This is a genomic window from Mesorhizobium sp. M0854, assembly GCF_040319815.1.
Classification (GTDB): Bacteria; Pseudomonadota; Alphaproteobacteria; order Rhizobiales; family Rhizobiaceae; genus Mesorhizobium.
Genome location: NZ_JAMYOL010000022.1, coordinates 1 through 17,635 on the forward strand (window position 1 = coordinate 1; position 17,635 = coordinate 17,635).

Sequence of the window (17,635 nt, forward strand, 5' to 3'; positions counted from 1 at the left end):
CCACCAAAAACCCCCCCACGCCACCCCACACACAATATATACCCAGCCGCCCCGCGCCCCCTGCGGCCCCCCCCGGCTGCTCGTGAACCGCGCCCGGTCTTCTTCGGCAGGCTTCAGCGATCTTGCCCCGTTCGGCTTCGCGCCCCTGGCGCGGGGCAGCCTGTCGGCTGCTACTGGCAAGTACCTGGTCGGGTGCAGGCGGGGACGCCCACTCTTAACAACGGCTTCTTCAAGTATCCCCGACAATCGGCTGCTATGCGTTGGATGGTCATCGCATGAAGTTGATCAGAACATTCCTCCGATTCGGACACCTCCCCACCCAAGGGTTACAAGGCCCCACCCCTCTAATCGATCCGGGTCGACTCGCCGTGCACCGCCGGCGTGGAAAGGGCGCCCGAGGCGCCCTTCATTTCAGATCGGCTGTCAGCAGGGCCGCCTTCGCGTTGCGTATCAGAAGCGGTAGGTGACACCTGCGCCTATCAACCACGGATCGAGCGCAGCCTTCCCCGTCAGCTTCGCGCCGTCGACCGTGACGTCGAAGTCTGGCTTGAGGAAAAGCTTCTTCACGTCGAAGTTGACGCCCCAATGCTGATCCACCATGTAGTCGAACCCGACCTGCAGCGCGGCGCCGAACGTGTCCCTAACCTTGAGAGCGTCGGCGCTGCCGACATCCTGGTTATAGAATATCGTGTAGTTCACGCCGGCACCAACATAGGGCTTGAAAGCGCCGAAATTGGTAACATGATACTGCAATGTGAGCGTAGGCGGCAGCAGCCAAACCTTGCCGATCTTGCCCAGCCCGCCGATCGCTCCTTGGCCCCCGATGTTTGCATAGGTGGTGCCGAGTATGAGCTCGGCGGCGATGTTGTCCGTGAAGAAATAGGAGATATCGAGTTCCGGCGTCACCGTGTTCGAATAGGAAAGATCGGAGCCGGGCACTGCTTTGACGTAGCCCGAATCCTCAGTGACGACCCCCAACGCACGCAGGCGGATCTGCCAAGGGCTTGGCGCTTCCGTGACCGAGGCTCCCGCCTGCGGGACGCTCGCGGCTTGCGCAAGGTCCGCCGCGACGGCCTGCTGTCCCATCACGATGAGGAAAACGGCCGCTGTTACTCCCCGTGCCGCGCGCATTTGGTTTCTCGCCATGATATTCTCTCCTTGCTGTTTAGAAATGATGCACTGAACTACGAAAAGTCTTGTTCGAATTGCGTGACTGGCGGAGCGCTGCATGCGCAGTTTGCGTGGGACCGCGCACCCATTATTTGCGCCGTGCTCGCAATCATCGACCTGTACTCACTTAGAAGTAAGCGGGATAACCAAAGGCCTGCAGCTTTGCGGCCGTCTTACGCGCGTGACCCGGGTGGGACGCGGTCGTCCCGCTTCGTGGTGGCGAGCAGGATCGGCGGATAGGCGGCAAGGGTGGTCCCGGCGCCATAGTAGTGCGGATTTCCGGCATCTTGCCAGAATTGTAGAGGTACTGACCGCGGCGCGTGATCACGGGAACCTTGTCAGGACGGTCGAAGATCGCTGTCAGGGCCTCGTGGTCGCGATCGAACTGTGTTCCACCGAAGTGCCTCAGGGTCCTGGCCGACTGGCTGGCGGCCCAGGCAAGTGTCTGTTCTCCTTCTACATCTTCGAGCCAAAGATGGGGATCATCGTACGGAGCATTCAGCGTTGGGCGGAAATCGAATACGGTCATGTCCGGATAACGTGAAGAATGATGTCGACTGGAAAACAGCCGCAACGTCCTGTCGGCTCGGAAAGGCCAGTTTTCGCGGCTGCGACCGCATGTTCGGCGAGCTTGATCATGGCATGATTTCTCCTCAGTCCTTGCCGCAGCGCGTTTGCGGATAGCCTTGCACGTGTCGTGCCAAACGGGAAAATCATTTCACAACAATGACATGGCTCTGATTGCGGTGTGTCTCATGTCCGACTTTGTCGAAGACCCGACAACGAGTGCAGCCGTGACCGCCTGATAGAACCTCCTGTGCGAGCTCGGTGGGCACGGCGGAATTGCAATGAAGCTCACCGCGAAACTGGCCGAGCTTCGGATCGACATCGGCGACGGGGCGATCGACGACCACTACGCCGCTGGTGTCGTGCGCGGCACAGCCTGAGGACTCCGCGGCGGCGATCATCGAATAACTGCGTTTACGACGGCTCCATCCTGGCCGACCGGTGGGCGCGCAAAAGACTGCTGTGCGGCCTCATCCCTCCGCCTGGATTGAGTCGCAGGGACCGAATGGCGTCGTGCTTTTGGAACCGGCAGAGTGGTCAGAACGCAATTCTCCTTCCCGCTATCTTTACAGAGTTCGACAATCCAGTTGGTGAAGGGTGAAGGTCCCAGATCGCGCAATCATTGATGCGCTCAGGTCTGGGCATGCGCCCATCCGCAACCATGTCATCAAGAGCATCGATCCGACACCAACACACAGAATTGCTTCCTCATGAGAGAGGCGTCGCGGCGGACATGAGATTGCGTCACTCTTCATGATCGCCGCCTCCGAGGATGTCGGGATCGAGCCAGTGCAACGGCACGATAGGGCGAAGGATTTGGCAGCTCTTACAACTGCCGACCTCGATGGGAGACGGCATATCGCGATCTGTCCGGCAGAGACACCAGGTTATGCACTGTCCGTTCATGAAGGCTTCGTGCCGGTCTCCATGAGAAGTATTCGGTGCAGAAGGTGCCCGATTAGCTATTCGGAAAAGGCGACATCGACGTGCAAATCGGGCGCCGCCGGTAGGCGTCCCCCCTCAATGTCGGGTTTCCGACAGGATCGCAAATCCGCCAACCCACTGTTTAACAAGGTTTTCCTTCTCTGGCACGGCCCATGCACGGGATTCTGCGAACGCATCAGCGAGAGGTCGTCCATGATCATGCGCACCGAAAATGCCGTCGCCGCATTGAAACCCGCGCTCTTGCCTGCCACCAAGCCGGCGAAAGGCCGGCGCGTCATGGTCGAGGCGGGCGCCTCGGCCGGCTTCAAACACCTGATGGGCCTGGAAAGCGTCTCGCGTAACGGCGACGCAGTCATCGAGGCGGGCGGAAAGGATATACGTTGATGGCCCCAACCCACGTCGCCGGCATGACCCGTCGATTGTCACCGCGCTGGAATGCTCGGGTCTACATTCGACAACCCGCAGGACAATTCTCGCAAATCCGTCGGCACCGGGGATCGAAACGTCCGCGAGGGGGCCCAATGGCTATGGCCGATATTCGCCGCGAACAAGCGCCTAGTGGGAAGACTCTATAGGAGGAAAGCAAGTGGAGTTATCTTGCGTTGGGGTCGGTGCTGGGCCGTCTAATTTGAGCCTTGCGTGTCAGATACACGAGCAAGTTGGGCAAGGGGCACTGTTCCTGGATCGGCAGGTCGACTTCCGCTGGCATCCAGGCATCGCTTTCGATTCCTCAGAGCTCCAGGTGAGCCACTTCAAGGATCTGGTCACGCTGGTGAATCCGCGATCAGCCTACACTTTCGTAAACTACCTGTACGAGAACGGGCGTCTGTACCACTTCCTGAACGCACAGTTCGAGGCTGTGTTCAGAGCTGAGTTTGAGCAGTACCTGAACTGGGCCTTCCACAGGAACCCACTTGTCCATGGCGGCGAGACCGTGCACGAAATCCGCTTTGACGGCGAGTTTCGGGTGCGGACGGATAAGGCGGTTCTCGGCGCCAGAAACGTCGTGGTCGGCATTGGCAAGCAGGCGCAAATTCCGCCTCAGTTTCAGGGCTGGATTGGACGCAACCTGTTCCACTCATCTGTTTTACTGCACATCCACCCTGAGGTGCGGAGAAAGCATGTCTGCGTGGTCGGCGGAGGCCAGTCGGGAGCCGAGGTGATGTTGCATCTTGTCGGCCTGCCGAAAGAACGGCGGCCTGCCTCGATCACTTGGGTCTCGCAGCGCGAAAACTATCTGCCTCTGGACAACAGCCCGTTCACAAACGAGTTGTTCATGCCCTGCTTTTCGGATCGTTTCGCGGCGATGAGCGAGTCGCAGCGTAAGCTGCTCCTGCGGCGTTTCGTGCTTGCCTCGGACGGCATTTCGGAAAGCACGTTGCGCGCGATCTATCAGGCGCTGTACCGCCACGCATTTTTCGAGCCAAACCGATCCGACATCACACTGCGGCCGGGCTGCACCGTCTCGCACTGCCTCAACGCCGGCGCGGGTCACAGGCTGACCCTGCAGCACGGCATGGTCGAGGTCGAAGAAGTCACGGCTGACATCGTCATCCTGGCCACCGGTTACGAGAACGCGGTGCCAGACTTCTTGGAACCCATCGCGCACCGGCTGGAGCAGATCGACAATGAATTAGCTATTCGCGAGGATTTTTCGGTGAGCTGGGACGGACCGGGTGACAGACGCATCTTCGTACAAAACGCGAGCCTCGGGCAGCGCGGCCTGGCCGATCCGAACCTAAGCCTGCTGGCCTGGCGCGCGCGCCGCATCCTCGATAGCCTTCTTGGGCGCGCGCCATGCGCGAACCCCGAGCATCCTGGCTTCATCAGCCATACCTCGATCGAGAGCTGGCCCGCCCCCGCAGCCGAAGAAATGGGCAGCGGGATATGACTCGTAGACTTTTGATCATCGGCGGTGGCATCCTAGGAATGATGTCCGCCTCCGCTGCGGCGAAGGCCGGAGGCTTCTCCGAAATCATCGTGACCGAACAAGCCCTTGGACCAAGCGGCGCATCGCATTATTCTGGGGGGGTGCATTCCCCCTACGGTTGTCAAGACCGTACCAGGTCGCTCACTCGAAAGAGCGCCGTGGTCTTGGCGGCCATGGCTGGGTCGGCGGTCAGCGGATGGTGCCGGCCTTTAGCGATGCGTGTCGTGGCTGGACCGGGTGAAGCGATTGATCCGGCCCAGTTTACGGAACCCCTGGACCCGGCTGAGCCTGACATAGGCAGTCTCGCGCCGAGCTTCTGCGGAGAATATCCGCCGGAGCGGAACGCACTTAGCATCGCCGTCCCACATGACGTGAGTCCGTTTCCGTGTTGACCAGCGTCCGACTGCTCTAATTGGGATGTCCGACCAACCAGTCTTTCCAACAGGAGGCTTTTCGCATGTTGACTGATGCACAAAGAGAAAAGTGGCAGAAAGACGGATACGTCAGGCTTGAAAGGTTCTTCGCTCCAGCGGCTCAGGAAGATATCTCTACTTTTGTCGAAGATATGTCACGCTGGGATGTCAGCGATGATAAATGGCTCATGTGGTTCGAGAAGACGACGGACAATCGAAAGATCATCTCCAAGATCGAGAATTTTCTCGACTTCCATGATCCATTGCGTCGTTTGCTCTTAGAAGATCAGCGCATAAAGTCAGCGGTCGAGGATTTGCTTGGCGAAGATTCGCGCAGGCTCAAGGAGTTGCTGATTTTCCACTACCCCGACAGCGGCGGCTATCTCCCGCATCAGGACATTTATCACATTCCACACAAACTCCCCGACCGGATGGTCCATGCGGTGGTTGCCATAGGCATCGACGACTCCGACCCGGAAAACGGCGGGCTTTTCTTCAGCCCCGGCAACCACAAGAAGGGGGTGTTTCCCATGGATGCCGGTGGGGTGATCGATCCTCAAGTCGCCGAAATGTTCTCCTGGGAACCCATAGTATGGAAGGCTGGCGACATCTTCATCTTCGACGATTACGCACCGCACTACTCACAACCGAACAAAAGCAATCGTTCGCGGCGGACACTCTACTTGGTATTCCAGCGTGCTTCAACCGGTGGACCGACCCGCGCTGAATATAACGTGCTTAAGCGCGCCCTTAACCCGCCCGAGGGCAAAGTGGCCGATCTCGACAAACTCAAGCCCCCAAATGGCATTTTCTATCGCGATTGAGCTCACGCAGCCAGGCTGAGGCATGCACACGAAACTGATCGACCGCTCAAAAATGCGCGGAGAGTATGGCGTTCTGATTTGCGGGCTCGCGGAGCATCGACCGCAGCCCGTTACGACGCTTCGGCACGTGGATTGTGGAGGTGGTCGCAGGGCGGTCTTCTGTGACGCCTACAGCCCGACTGGCGCCCCCCTCGTCGCCCGCCTGGCGGCCCAGAGCTGCATTATCCTGGCCGGGGGCGCCAACGGGTCGGGCTACCGTTTCTCTCCAAAAATTGCACGGGAGACTGTTGCGTTGGCAGCCGAAGATCCCACTGCTTCAACAGCTTAGGTTCGTCATGCGCAAATACAGGTTTTCTCGAACGGAGCTGTCGCGGGCGTTCGGTATCGACATGGCCACGCTTGGAACGGGAAGCGCTCGCACGGGGTTTTCATTCGGAAAGGTTGGACCCGGCGTCACATCCGAGCCCCATCGACACGACGAAATTGAGGCCTTCGTGGTCCTCTCTGGCGCGGGCAAGGTCACGACCGACCGTGGGGAAATCTCGGTCGAGGCGGGCGATGTCGTTCTGTTCCACCCTTTTGAAGCGCATGTGCTGCGCAACGACGGAAACGAAGACCTCGATTTCGTCGATGTCTACTGGCGAGACGGCGAGGCCGCCCTTGATGCCGCTGCAAAGACCACGGCTCCACGCGGGCCGCTCTTCGTCTTCTCCACGCCGCCAACGCCAAATGGCGATCTGCATCTGGGGCATCTTTCTGGCCCCTATTTCGGCGCCGACGTCTATACTCGTTTCCTGCGCATGAAAGGAGTCGAAGCATATCACCTCACTGGAAGCGATGACAACCAGAGCTACGTCACGACACGCGCCGATGCCGATCAATCGACGCCTGCAACCGTGGCGCGCTACTACGCCGACGAGATTCGCGCCACGCTTGCACTTCTCGATTGTGACGTCCACAGCTTCCAACCCACAATGGGCGATGACGGTTACGGCGAGTTTCAAGCCGCGTGTTTCCGCAGACTTCTGAGCAGCACGGCGGTAGATCTGCGCCAGAGCCCTGCGCTTTTCGATGCTGTGACAGGCCACTATCTTTACGAGCCGGATGTTAGCGGCCTTTGCCCCGATTGCGGCGGCTCCGCCGGTGGCAACATCTGCGAGGAATGCGGCGCCCCAAACCTTTGCCACGACTTGGGCGCAGCCCGGTCACGGCAGTCTGCCGAGGCGCCGCTGGTCGGCTCCGTCCGCCGCCCAGAACTTGCCTTGGACCGATGCTACGACAATATCGACCGGCATCTAAGGGCGTCGGGCGTCCCGCTACGGATCTTGGATCTCTTCGCGCGCCTACGCCGACGTGGCAAATTTTCAGTGCCCATTACCCACCCCTCGGACTGGGGCCTGCCGGCCGAAGGGTTCCCGGGGCAAGTGATCTGGGTCTGGCCGGAAATGGCCTTCGGTTTTCTTTACAACATTCAGGCGCTCGGCCGCTTGCTGGGTCGCGACTGGAAGGCGGAGATGCCCGGCAACGACTGGCAGATTGTCCATTTCTTCGGCTTCGACAATTCGTTCTACCACGCGCTACTCTACCCCGCTCTTTACGCCGAGGTCTTCTCCCACTGGACGCCACGCATCCACTATCACGTCAACGAGTTCTACCTGCTCGACGGCAAGAAGTTCTCAACCAGCTGCCGCCATGCGGTCTGGGGCAAGGAGGTTCTGAGCCCAAAGACAGTCGACGTCGTGCGCCTCCATTTGGGCCTGACGCGCCCGGAAGGTGAGCGGACGGATTTCACGCTGGACGCGCTGCGCCGCACCGAGAACGAGGTGTTCCAAGGGTGGCTGAACTGGCTTGATGCGTTGAACCAGGAAATCAAGCAGGATTTTGCCGGCCGTGTACCCGATGCAGGCGACTGGAGCCCGGTCGACCGCGCCTTCTTTGCTCGGATAGAGATCTATCGCGCGGCGATGGAGCGCGCCTATTCGGACGAAGGCTTCTCGGTCCGGCGCGCGGCCGCTCAGGTCTGCGATTTCGTGCGCGATTGCGTGATCTACCGTCGGGCGCAAGACTATGCAGCGGCGCGACGTTTCTATCCCGCCCGCAATCGGACTTCGCTAGCCCTTCAGACGACGGCCGCTGCGATCCTGGCAGCGACACTCGCTCCGCTGATGCCCCGATTCGCCAGAACGCTGGCGCGAGGCATCGATGGCGTCTCAACCGAAACATGGCCCCGGTCCGTCCAGCGCCTTGCGCCCGGGACGCGCTTTGATCTCGGACCCGTGTTGGTCTTCTACGCCAAATCCGGCAATCCTCATCTCGATGAGGAGGAAGCACTATGAGCCCAAAGGTGCACCAGTGAGCTATCCCAATCTCGACCAGATCTGCGCGGCAATCAAAGCCGATGATGCCAAATATCTTTACTCGCTGTCACTGGCGACCGAAGCCGCTATCAGACGGTAGAGACCAGATTGGCGGACCTGAACCGACGCATCGTCGACACCCTGGCCCGCGCCTTCGAGGACCGCTCGGCCGATCGCTTCCCAGCCCTTGCTGTTTCGTGCCGCAAATGCCGTGTGGGCTCGACTGCGCTGACCAACCTCTTCGGCATCGCGGGATTTCCGTCCTCCAGCCGGTCAAGACTGTCATGCGGTTCGAGGCGCTTGGTCAACATGGCGCGCCCTGGATTGTGCGCCGATCACCGGAATGTCGAATGCGAATGCCTGCCTGATGGTATCTTCGATTCTGGCCGAGCCTGTACCGGCGCGGCAGTCGGCCGAAGAACAACTGAGCTACTGACAATCGGAAGGTAGCAGGTTCAAAATTCTGCCCCAGAAACCGGATATTGCGCACAGCCAGCGTTCACGATCGCGATGGTGAACAAGCTTCCAACCAGACCCGCGCAACGACAGCCCGTCGCCTGAAGATAGTCGGCGAGGGCCGCCAAATCCCTCGCAAGCGTATCCTCCGTCACAAGCACGCCGTCTTCGCCGACAAAGCAGACGCTTGTCTCGTCGAGAGATAAGTCCAGCCCGGGTGCTCCTTCAGGATTGCGTGTTTGCTCGGGTACGGAGCCGCCCCTCAGTTCCCAATCGAGGAGCGATCCTACAATTCACATATTTGGAGATCGCTCGCTAGGTTACCCGGCTGTGAACCCTGCAAGCCGAAAATTCAGATGCCGCCCATGCAGAGATATTTCATTTCGAGGTAGTCCTCGAGGCCATGGCGGGATCCCTCCCGCCCGATGCCGGACTGTTTTATCCCACCGAACGGCGCCGCTTCTGAAGACATCCGGCCGGTATTTACCCCGACCATTCCATATTCCAAGGCCTCGGCCACACGCCAGACACGCTTCAGGTTGGAGGCATAAAAGTAGGCCGCGAGGCCGTAGATCGTGTCGTTGGCCTCACGCACGACCTGATCCGCATCTTTGAAGCGAATAATCGGGGCTAGCGGCCCGAATGTCTCTTCTTGCGCGACGGTCATCTCGCTGGAGACACCGGTCAGGACTGTCGGTTGGAAAAAAGTGCCATTCGTGCCGATGCGTTTGCCCCCGCAGCGAATTGCGCCGCCTTTGGCGACGGCATCGGCAATATGGGATTCGATCTTGGCCAATGCGTGCTTGTCGATGAGCGGTCCGATGTCCACTCCGGGAGCGAAACCATCACCAACTTGAAGTTGGCGAGCCCGTTGCACGAATTTCTCGACGAACTCGTCGTGAACGCCCGACTGGACGTAAAGGCGGTTCGCCGAAACGCAGGTCTGGCCGGCATTGCGGAACTTCGCCTGGATCGCACCGTCAACCGCGGCATCGATATCGGCATCATCGAAGACGATGAAAGGTGCATTGCCGCCGAGCTCAAGGCTGACTTTTTTGATCTGGTCCGAGCACTGGCGCATGAGCAGGCGCCCGATCTCAGTCGACCCGGTGAAGCTGATCTTGCGGACCTTGGGATTGGTACAAAGTTCGCGGCCGACCGCGTCACCTTCGGACGCATAGATCAGGTTGACGACGCCTTCGGGAAAGCCAGCCTGATGGGCGAGGGCGAACATTGCTCCCGCCACGAGCGGCGTCTGTTCAGCGGGCTTGAGGACGATCGTGCAGCCCGCCGCCAAGGCTGGCGAGATTTTGCGCGCCACCATCGAGGCCGGGAAATTCCATGGCGTTATCGTGCCAACAACTCCGATGGGCTGCTTGATTACCAGCATTCGGCGGTCCATCGATGGTGCGGAGATCGTCTCGCCATAGACGCGATTGGCCTCCTCGGCGTACCATTGCAGATACGCCGCAGCATGCGATATCTCCGACTTGGCTTCTGCAAGCGGCTTGCCCATCTCCGCGGTGAGAATCTCGGCGAGATCGTCGGCGTGGTCGATGATCAACTGATGCCATCGCCATAGAACGTCGCTGCGCTCACGTGCGGTCAACCCTGCCCATCCAGGCTGAGCGACATAGGCCTTGTCGATCGCAGCGCATGTCTCCTCGACACCCATGTCGGGTAGTTCTGCCAGCACTTCGCCAGTCGACGGGTTGAGGACCTCGAATGTCCGCTCGCTAATCCGCGTGCCAAGTGCCGGCAGGCGATCAATGGGTCCAAACAGGTCGGGGGATCTCAGGTGACGGATCATCGGCAGGCACAGGGGCAATACCGGATTCCTCCTCAACGCAGCAGGTATATATAGCAGGTGCGGTGTGTACTCCGCGACGTCCGGGTTCCTTATAGGGCCTCGGCCAGACAGCTGATAGACCACGGTACCCGACTGGAAAGGGAGAATACCTGAATACGCTAGAAGATGCCTCGCGGTTCTACTAGTCGAACGATTGAACAACCGACATCGGCTTCGCCAGCCGCGCGGAGTGGGATGCTGGTGGCCTGCGCCTACAATCTGCGGACCACGAATCGGCAACTCTATCCACTCGAAGAGAGGCTGGCTTAAAGAGGAGCGCACCCCAATAATGACGCCTGAACCGGCAAATGCCTGGCAAGGCCCGCGAAAACCGCTCCTCGCGGCTTTAAACAGATCCCGTTTACCCGGCGAGCGCGCGCAAGATGAGAAAGAGGATGGAGAGGAACAGGGTGGCGAAGGCGCGCCGAGGGAAGACCGGCCGGCGCATTTGCATGGGGATGGAGCTCATGATCAATTCCCCGCCTGTTGCTGCGGCAAAAGATAGCCTGTGGTCGAATGGTCGAGCACCAGGTAACGCGCGGCGACCGCCTTGACCTCGTCGGTGGTGACCTTGCGGACGCGGTCCGGCCTCTCGAGCACGTCCTTCACATTGCCACCGGTGGTGAGCGTCTTGCCATAAATGTTGGCGATGTGGTCCAGCTCGTCGTGCGCAAAAATCACCGAGCGGATATAGCGGTCTTTGGCCTTGTCCAGCTCGTCGCTGGTGACGCCATCCTTGGCGATTCGGGCGACTTCGGCAACGGCCGCCGCTTCGAGATCGACGAGCTTTGCATCGCCGCGCGGCGAGCCGGAGATGGTGAAATTGGTGTCGTCTAGCATGGTGCCCTGGAAGGAGGCGCCGGCCGCCGAGGCTATGCCTTGCTTGAAGACAAGCTCGTGATATAGCCGGCTGCGGTTACCGCCGCCGAGGATCTCGGCCAGCAGGTCGAGCGCCTCGGCCTCGCCGGGCTCTGCCGTATGATAGGACGGCACCACCCATTGAGTGGAAAAGCTCGGCACCGAAACGCGCGCATCGGTCAGCGTCACTGTGCGCCTGGTGTTCTGCTCCGGCTCGAGCGGGCGGTTGCGCGGGGGCAGGTCCGGCCCGCGCACAACCTTGCCATAGGTCTTCTCGGCCAGCGCCTTCACCGTCTCCGGCTCTACGTCGCCGGCCACCACCAGCACGGCGTTGTTCGGTCGGTAGTATTTGTTGTAGATGGTGAATGCGTCGGTTTTCAGCTTCTCCATCTCCTGCATCCAGCCGATGACCGGAATGCGGTAGGGCTGGTTCTGCCGCAACGTCGCGTTGACCTCCTCGTCCAGCAGAGCCTGCGGATTCGTCTCTCTGCGCCAACGGCGCTCCTCCAGGATCAGGTCGCGCTCGGTCTTAATATCATCGTCGTTGAGGATGAGGTTGAACATGCGATCGGCCTCGAAGCCCATCATCTCACCCAACGCCGAGGGCGCCACCGTCTCGACGAAGGTGGTGTAGTCATAGGCGGTGAAGGCGTTGTTGTAGCCGCCGATGGCTGAGACGGCTCGGTCGAACTCGCCGGCGGCGTGGTTAGTCGTCGCCTTGAACATCAGATGCTTGAGGATATGGGCAAGGCCTGATTTGCCGGGTGGCTCGTCGGCGCTGCCGATCTTGTACCAGACCATATGAGTGACGATCGGCGCGCGGTGATCGGGGATGACGACCACTTCCATGCCGTTGTCGAGCAGGAAATCCGTCACTTTGCCGTCGTCGGTGGCGGCCAGAGCCGGACCGGTCGTCACCAGGGCCAGCGCGGTGGCAATGAACGCCTTGCGCAGCCAGGCGGACGATCGATGGCTCCAGTTGTGGTGGCTGGTCGAAAGGCAAGGTTTGAGGCAAAGTGATTTGTTCCTCATTTCGATGAAGGCGCTGCGTCCCCGTCTCCCCCCATGGGGGGATCGGCGGACAGCGCCGAGCCAGATGAATAAGCTCTTCATGGGGCCAGGCCTTCCTCGAGCCTCATCTTTGGATGGACCCAGGAGATCTGCGGCGGTATTTCTTGGTGAGCTGATCATGGGACGGATTCTCCTTGGTCCGCGAGCCTTGCGGATGACCAAGCATGCACCGTGCCAGATCAGAAACCGTTCGAGGCATGTGGACAAATCAGGCTCTGCCATGCTGCGCATCCGACATTGTCGGACATCGGACAGGGCCGAACGCGACGCGTGCGGCTGAGAATATCTTCTTCGTTCGATTGGGCGCGCTGCCGGGGAGGGGTATAGGATGCGCTTCGAATGGCCGCTGCACTGACGGTGAGAATGGAGATGTTGGTCGCCCCAGCGGAACCCTGTCCGCGACAGCCAGACCGGGTCGATGCTGAAGGGCAGAGGCGTGAACAGCCCAGCCAACTCGAGCGCGGAGCCTGCTCGCGCGCTAGGACGGATCTGATCCAAAAATCGGCAAGTTGGGCGATATCCGCGAGGCGCTGGAAAACGAAGATCGTAGGACTCGGGCGGGAAAAAACGATGCGGTTGCGCGCTTCTGGCGTAATGCGCCTGCCGCGAGGCCGTTGAGCCTGATGAGTTGCTGCGGGAAAGGGGAGTGTTTGCGCGGGACCTTGGTCAAACGTAAGAAACAACCGTCGAGCTCGCCGTGGAGGGGCATGCAGGCACGTTTGTCGCTGGAGGACAGCAGCACGGAAGCTGTCCGCGCTTGCCGTCGTCGCTGGGTACCAAACAGGAGAATTTGGCGGTCGCGATCGAATTCATCTGCGTAAATACCGCCTGGCTGTGCTCGGTTTGCCGGCGAACAGATTTGCCTTCTTTGCGGCTGCAAAAGCATCCCTGGCGGCGTGGTCCCTTAGGTCAAGAGCATCGGGTGAGTAACAGCCTGATCCTGCTCAATCTGATGCGCGCCAACCGCTTCGCCGGATTGTGGAACCGCTCGCGCGTAGCTTTTACCACAAACAGCAAGGTCATGAAATCAAGTAGGAAGTCATCGATCGCTTGGGCGATTGTTTCTGACTTGCCCTTGAACTGGTCCAGCAAAACGCGCGCGTTATCGATCGCTTCCACGCTGGTGGCATCGATTAACTCCTCGACCCTCTTGAAACAATCCAATTCGAAACTCCTTCAAGCGCTTGCCAAGCCGTTATGCACGAAGGTAGCTCCGTGAACCACCCGGCCTTTGACCTGGCGGCACGAGCAGCGGTCGGCCTTACGTCCCGTGCCTCCAAGCACCAGCCATAGACGTGGCGCTGAGGAGCGTTGGAAGGATCGGGCGCTTCCGGCCGTGCTCGAGCGGTAGTGTAGGACACTGCTTGCTGGCGACTACGGCCAAAATGGAGTGCGCCAGCTGATCGGGGCTTAACAATTTTTCGCTTTTTGCTGTGCCCAAGTCTCGGCTATGAGTCGGGCAGGCCTAATGGCCTGCCCACGTTGCAATTGTTAAGGAGGAACACGTATATGCCTACTGGAACGGTAAAGTGGTTCAACAGCACCAAGGGGTTTGGATTTATCCAGCCCGACAATGGCGGTCCGGATGTTTTCGTCCACATTTCCGCTGTCGAACGCGCGGGCCTCTCGACCCTCGCTGACGGCCAGAAGATCAACTATGAGATCGAGCAGGATCGCCGCACCGGCAAATCCTCCGCTGGCAGCCTCAGCAAAGCTGGTTGAAATTTTCTCCTGCGTCTTGGCAAGAGTGGGCGCGTAGGTCCGGAGGTCCTCACGGCCGCTCGATAGGAGCGAGCAAAAACTGAGGGCAGCAGATTGCTGCTGGCGTCGCGAATTCCTCATGAAACAAAGTTGTTTGAAAGGAAGGCGGGGTTGGCCCCGCCTTTTTATATGACGCGCAGATTAAGCCGATGGCTGCAACGCTCCAGAACGAATCTCGATTGCCGAAATCAAGCCGCGACCTTCTTGCGGGTTCGCTTCGTCGGCGCCGGCTCCGGCGCTTCCGGCGCTTTCGGTTTGCGGCCGAGCCCCATTGTCTTGGCCAATGACGAGCGCGCCGCGGCGTAGTTCGGCGCGACCATGGGATAATCCGCCGGCAGGCCCCATTTGGCCCGATATCCATCCGGCGTCAGCCCATAGTGGGTCGACAGATGGCGCTTTAGCGATTTGAATTTCTTCCCGTCCTCAAGGGAGATGATGTAGTCCGGTGTCACCGACTTCCTGATCGGGACTGCAGGCGTAAGGGCAACCGGCTCTTTTGCAGAGACACCTCCGGCCGTCCCTTTCAGAGCCGCGTGCACTTGGCCGATGAGGGCAGGGAGATCCCCCACCGGGATCGGATTGTTGGAGACATAGGCTGAGACGACATCGGCCGTGAGCTCGATGAGGGTGTCGATGTTTTTTTCGGCTTCTTCTGTCATGAAACTCTCCAGGCGGCGTGAAACACAGTCGGCGAAGCGTCGCTTCATAGTGGCGGTCGCCGCTGAAAGCAACAAAGGTCTCGAGACGATTATTGCGATGCTCGTCCAGCGAGATCTATGGCGCGGTATCCCGCTGTCGTGACCGTTGATCCGTCCGTTGTTGGTGACCTGCCGCGGTGCTTGCGCATTTTCAGGCGCGTCTCGGCCGTAAGCTTTGCGCCGAAATGACCAGTAATCTCGAAACGAAGCGGGCTATTTCTGTTTCGCCATCCTCTCTTTGGCTGTGAAATCGGTGGCGGAGCAGTGGCCGCTTCCTGATGGCGCGTGGAGGAACTATCAAGCGTTGATTCGCAATGGTCGAAACGATGTAGATTCATCCGGTGAGCCGCTCTCGCAGCAGGATGTTAGGGATTGGACCGCTGGTAAACCGAGGACATCACGCCGCTGCTTTGCTATTGAACCGCTACCGCTGTGACAACACATTCCGCAATGGTGGGCGGGTGTAGAGGAGGCGCCTGTTCACGCAAACTAGCGGTTCAGCAGGTCGGGAGGAACGAATGAGCTCAGGGACTTTCAGCAGCCCACTTTTCGTAAGGCGTGCAGCGCACATCGTGCAAGAGATTGCCAGTCCTGCGGATGCTATCGATTCTCTCAACGAAGGGCCAGAAGATCGCAGAGACCGGATCTACGAAGCCGCCCTCAGGGCGTGCTTTGATGCATACAACGGACGAATACCTGCGAGCGCAGCGCGCAAGACTTTTTTCCGCTTTGGGGAACAGGTCGCCATATTGGAAGATGCAACCTCCGCGATGCAATGGCTCGCTGCCTGCATGTCGGGCAGTGGAAAAGCGCAAGTATAGGCGTCGCAGCCGTATGTGAGGCTGGAGTGGGTACGCCGACGAGGTTATTGTATCGAGATTTCGCCGGCATCTGAAGCGTACTATAGCGAACAAACAATATTTTGGCCCTATGGCGATGTTAATAATCTTGTTGTATTTTTAAATCAACTTCTCGCGACAGGACTGCAACGCTTCCGATGTGAAAATCACTGCATGGGGCTTGGTTCTCTCAAATTCATGATGGTAAATTTCCGTGTAGTTATTGCAAAGCAGTTGTCCCATTGAAGCAAGATGATAACGAAGCCAAAATTGTGCTCCATCGTCTGCCAATATTCGCTCGATGGGGGCTATAGGGCTCACAAGCTAATCAAAACAGCTACTTGGGCGCCCTTTGAAATTCGTTTAATTTCGCTCACCCCAAACGGCCCTCCACAGTCGAAAATAAGATTGTCCCGCAAAGGGTGCTACAAGACGCGATCGCGGATCGTTTGGGCCAACGTCGATCTGGCGAAGGCCCGGAAATCGAGCAGGACCTGCAGCGGAACAGATAACCGGCCCCCAGCCGAAATCTGAGACAGCGGCGGACCCGATTTCTTCATGGTAGAAGGCGCAGAGAGAACCGGAGCACGGCTCCGGCGCCGCCGCTTGCCGAGCAGCGATCCTCCGCCTCCCAAAATCCAATCGAGAAGAGCGTTCAATTCCGGGACGGTCCAAGCTCTGCCGCAAAAACAGGTGTCAGACCACCCGGTCCTCTCCCGCAACTGATCTAGCGCAGGGCATTCATGAGCCGCATATCCCAGAGTGGCTGCGTGCACGACGCAGCGAGATCATTTATGAAAATCCTATTCAGTACGATGGCTGTCCCCTTGCTGACGGCCACCGCCTTTGCTGCGGATTCGATCCCCGCAGACCTCAGAGAAACGGCAATGGCCACTTTCAAGGCTTTGCCACCCACCACGCCGGCAGTCGCCAACAACCCGATCACCCCGGAAAAGATCGCTCTCGGCAAGGCACTGTTCTTCGATCCACGCGTCTCTGCGTCAGGCGTCTTGTCGTGCAACTCGTGCCACAACCTGGCCACCGGCGGCGACGACAATCACGAAACCTCGATCGGCCATGGTTGGCAGAAGGGACAGCGCAACGCGCCGACTGTACTGAACGCTGTCTTCAACATCGCCCAGTTCTGGGATGGTCGTGCCGAAGACCTGAAGGCTCAGGCGAAGGGACCGGTCCAAGCCGGGATCGAAATGGCCAATACACCGGGCCAAGTCATCACCACGCTCAAGTCCATGCCGCAATATGTCGAGTGGTTCGATGCAGCTTTTCCGGCTGAAGCCGATCGGGTCACCTTCGACAACCTCGCCAAGGCAATCGAAGCCTTCGAGGCGACACTGGTCACGCCGGCCCCCTTCGACAGTTTCCTGAATGGCGATGACGCCGCCATGACTTCCGAACAGAAACAGGGCCTGGCGCTTTTCATGGACAAAGGCTGCTCGTCCTGCCATGGCGGTATCAACGTTGGTGGGGAAGCCTATTACCCATTCGGCCTCGTGGAACAGCCCAGCGCCGAGGTCCTGCCGGAAAAAGACCAGGGCCGATTTGCGGTCACCAATGCAGCCGACGATTCTTATGTTTTCCGCGTGGCGCCGCTGCGCAACGTTGCACTCACCGCGCCATACTTTCATTCGGGCAAGGTTTGGGATCTGAAACAGGCCGTTGCCATCATGGGAACCACCCAGCTTGGCGTGGTACTGGCGGACGAAGAAGTCGACCTGCTTGTTGCCTTCCTCAACTCGCTGACCGGAAAGGCACCCGAGGTCGCCTATCCCATCTTACCCGCCGAAACAGCGACAACACCCAGGCCTATAACGCAGATCTTAGGAAAATAAACGGCCAGCTGACTGCGGAACATCGCAATTGACAATGATTGCGACTT

13 protein-coding genes are annotated in these 17,635 nt (G+C 59.3%); 8 read left to right on the forward strand and 5 right to left on the reverse strand.

Translation table 11 applies throughout. The features are described 5' to 3' along the window. Window positions 1-450 precede the first annotated feature (450 nt). On the reverse strand, window positions 451-1,131 hold the full coding sequence (locus NKH99_RS24825; RefSeq protein ID WP_353016173.1) for an OmpW/AlkL family protein: 681 nt from the start codon (window positions 1,129-1,131) through the stop codon (window positions 451-453). A gap of 166 nt (window positions 1,132-1,297) precedes the next feature. Further along, window positions 1,298-1,699 carry a hypothetical protein gene (locus tag NKH99_RS24830; RefSeq protein WP_352753643.1) on the reverse strand — a complete coding sequence of 134 codons (402 nt, stop codon included), beginning with the start codon at window positions 1,697-1,699 and terminating at the stop codon, window positions 1,298-1,300. Between the two features lie 1,175 nt (window positions 1,700-2,874). Between NKH99_RS24830 and NKH99_RS24835 the strand changes: the two genes are divergently transcribed. The 4 genes from NKH99_RS24835 to NKH99_RS24850 all read left to right on the forward strand — a co-directional run bounded on the left by NKH99_RS24835 (window position 2,875) and on the right by NKH99_RS24850 (window position 8,185). Continuing rightward, window positions 2,875-3,066, forward strand: a complete 192-nt coding sequence (locus NKH99_RS24835) for an iron-sulfur cluster assembly accessory protein (RefSeq protein WP_353016058.1) — start codon at window positions 2,875-2,877, stop codon at window positions 3,064-3,066. 202 nt (window positions 3,067-3,268) lie between these two features. Then, a complete protein-coding gene (locus tag NKH99_RS24840; RefSeq protein WP_353016061.1) occupies window positions 3,269-4,573 on the forward strand; it encodes a lysine N(6)-hydroxylase/L-ornithine N(5)-oxygenase family protein in 1,305 nt (434 codons plus the stop codon). A gap of 496 nt (window positions 4,574-5,069) precedes the next feature. Next, a complete protein-coding gene (locus NKH99_RS24845) occupies window positions 5,070-5,849 on the forward strand; it encodes a phytanoyl-CoA dioxygenase family protein (RefSeq protein ID WP_353016063.1) in 780 nt (259 codons plus the stop codon). A gap of 335 nt (window positions 5,850-6,184) precedes the next feature. After that, on the forward strand, window positions 6,185-8,185 hold the full coding sequence (locus tag NKH99_RS24850; protein ID WP_353016065.1) for a class I tRNA ligase family protein: 2,001 nt from the start codon (window positions 6,185-6,187) through the stop codon (window positions 8,183-8,185). 829 nt (window positions 8,186-9,014) lie between these two features. Here NKH99_RS24850 and NKH99_RS24855 read toward each other — a convergent pair. Both NKH99_RS24855 and NKH99_RS24860 read right to left on the reverse strand, forming a co-directional pair. Further along, window positions 9,015-10,472, reverse strand: coding sequence for an NAD-dependent succinate-semialdehyde dehydrogenase (locus NKH99_RS24855; protein WP_353016175.1), 1,458 nt, complete (start codon window positions 10,470-10,472; stop codon window positions 9,015-9,017). 510 nt (window positions 10,473-10,982) lie between these two features. Further along, window positions 10,983-12,401 (reverse strand): M16 family metallopeptidase, encoded by a 1,419-nt coding sequence (locus NKH99_RS24860; protein ID WP_353016067.1) that lies wholly within the window; start codon window positions 12,399-12,401, stop codon window positions 10,983-10,985. 829 nt (window positions 12,402-13,230) lie between these two features. Between NKH99_RS24860 and NKH99_RS24865 the strand changes: the two genes are divergently transcribed. Together NKH99_RS24865 and NKH99_RS24870 are read left to right on the forward strand one after the other, a co-directional pair. Further along, window positions 13,231-13,659 (forward strand): hypothetical protein, encoded by a 429-nt coding sequence (locus NKH99_RS24865; protein ID WP_352780513.1) that lies wholly within the window; start codon window positions 13,231-13,233, stop codon window positions 13,657-13,659. A 290-nt stretch (window positions 13,660-13,949) separates the two neighbouring features. Further along, window positions 13,950-14,162 carry a cold-shock protein gene (locus NKH99_RS24870; RefSeq protein ID WP_023679670.1) on the forward strand — a complete coding sequence of 71 codons (213 nt, stop codon included), beginning with the start codon at window positions 13,950-13,952 and terminating at the stop codon, window positions 14,160-14,162. A 227-nt stretch (window positions 14,163-14,389) separates the two neighbouring features. On the opposite strand, the gene NKH99_RS24875 is transcribed toward NKH99_RS24870, so the two are convergent. Further along, complete coding sequence (locus tag NKH99_RS24875) at window positions 14,390-14,860, reverse strand: Ros/MucR family transcriptional regulator (protein ID WP_352684092.1); 471 nt, start codon at window positions 14,858-14,860, stop codon at window positions 14,390-14,392. A 557-nt stretch (window positions 14,861-15,417) separates the two neighbouring features. Here NKH99_RS24875 and NKH99_RS24880 point away from each other — a divergent pair. Both NKH99_RS24880 and NKH99_RS24885 read left to right on the forward strand, forming a co-directional pair. Then, window positions 15,418-15,720, forward strand: a complete 303-nt coding sequence (locus tag NKH99_RS24880; RefSeq protein WP_353016070.1) for a DUF982 domain-containing protein — start codon at window positions 15,418-15,420, stop codon at window positions 15,718-15,720. An 812-nt stretch (window positions 15,721-16,532) separates the two neighbouring features. Next, window positions 16,533-17,588: a cytochrome-c peroxidase gene (locus NKH99_RS24885; protein WP_353016177.1), complete on the forward strand. Its 1,056-nt coding sequence runs from the start codon at window positions 16,533-16,535 to the stop codon at window positions 17,586-17,588. Window positions 17,589-17,635: the final 47 nt, after the last annotated feature.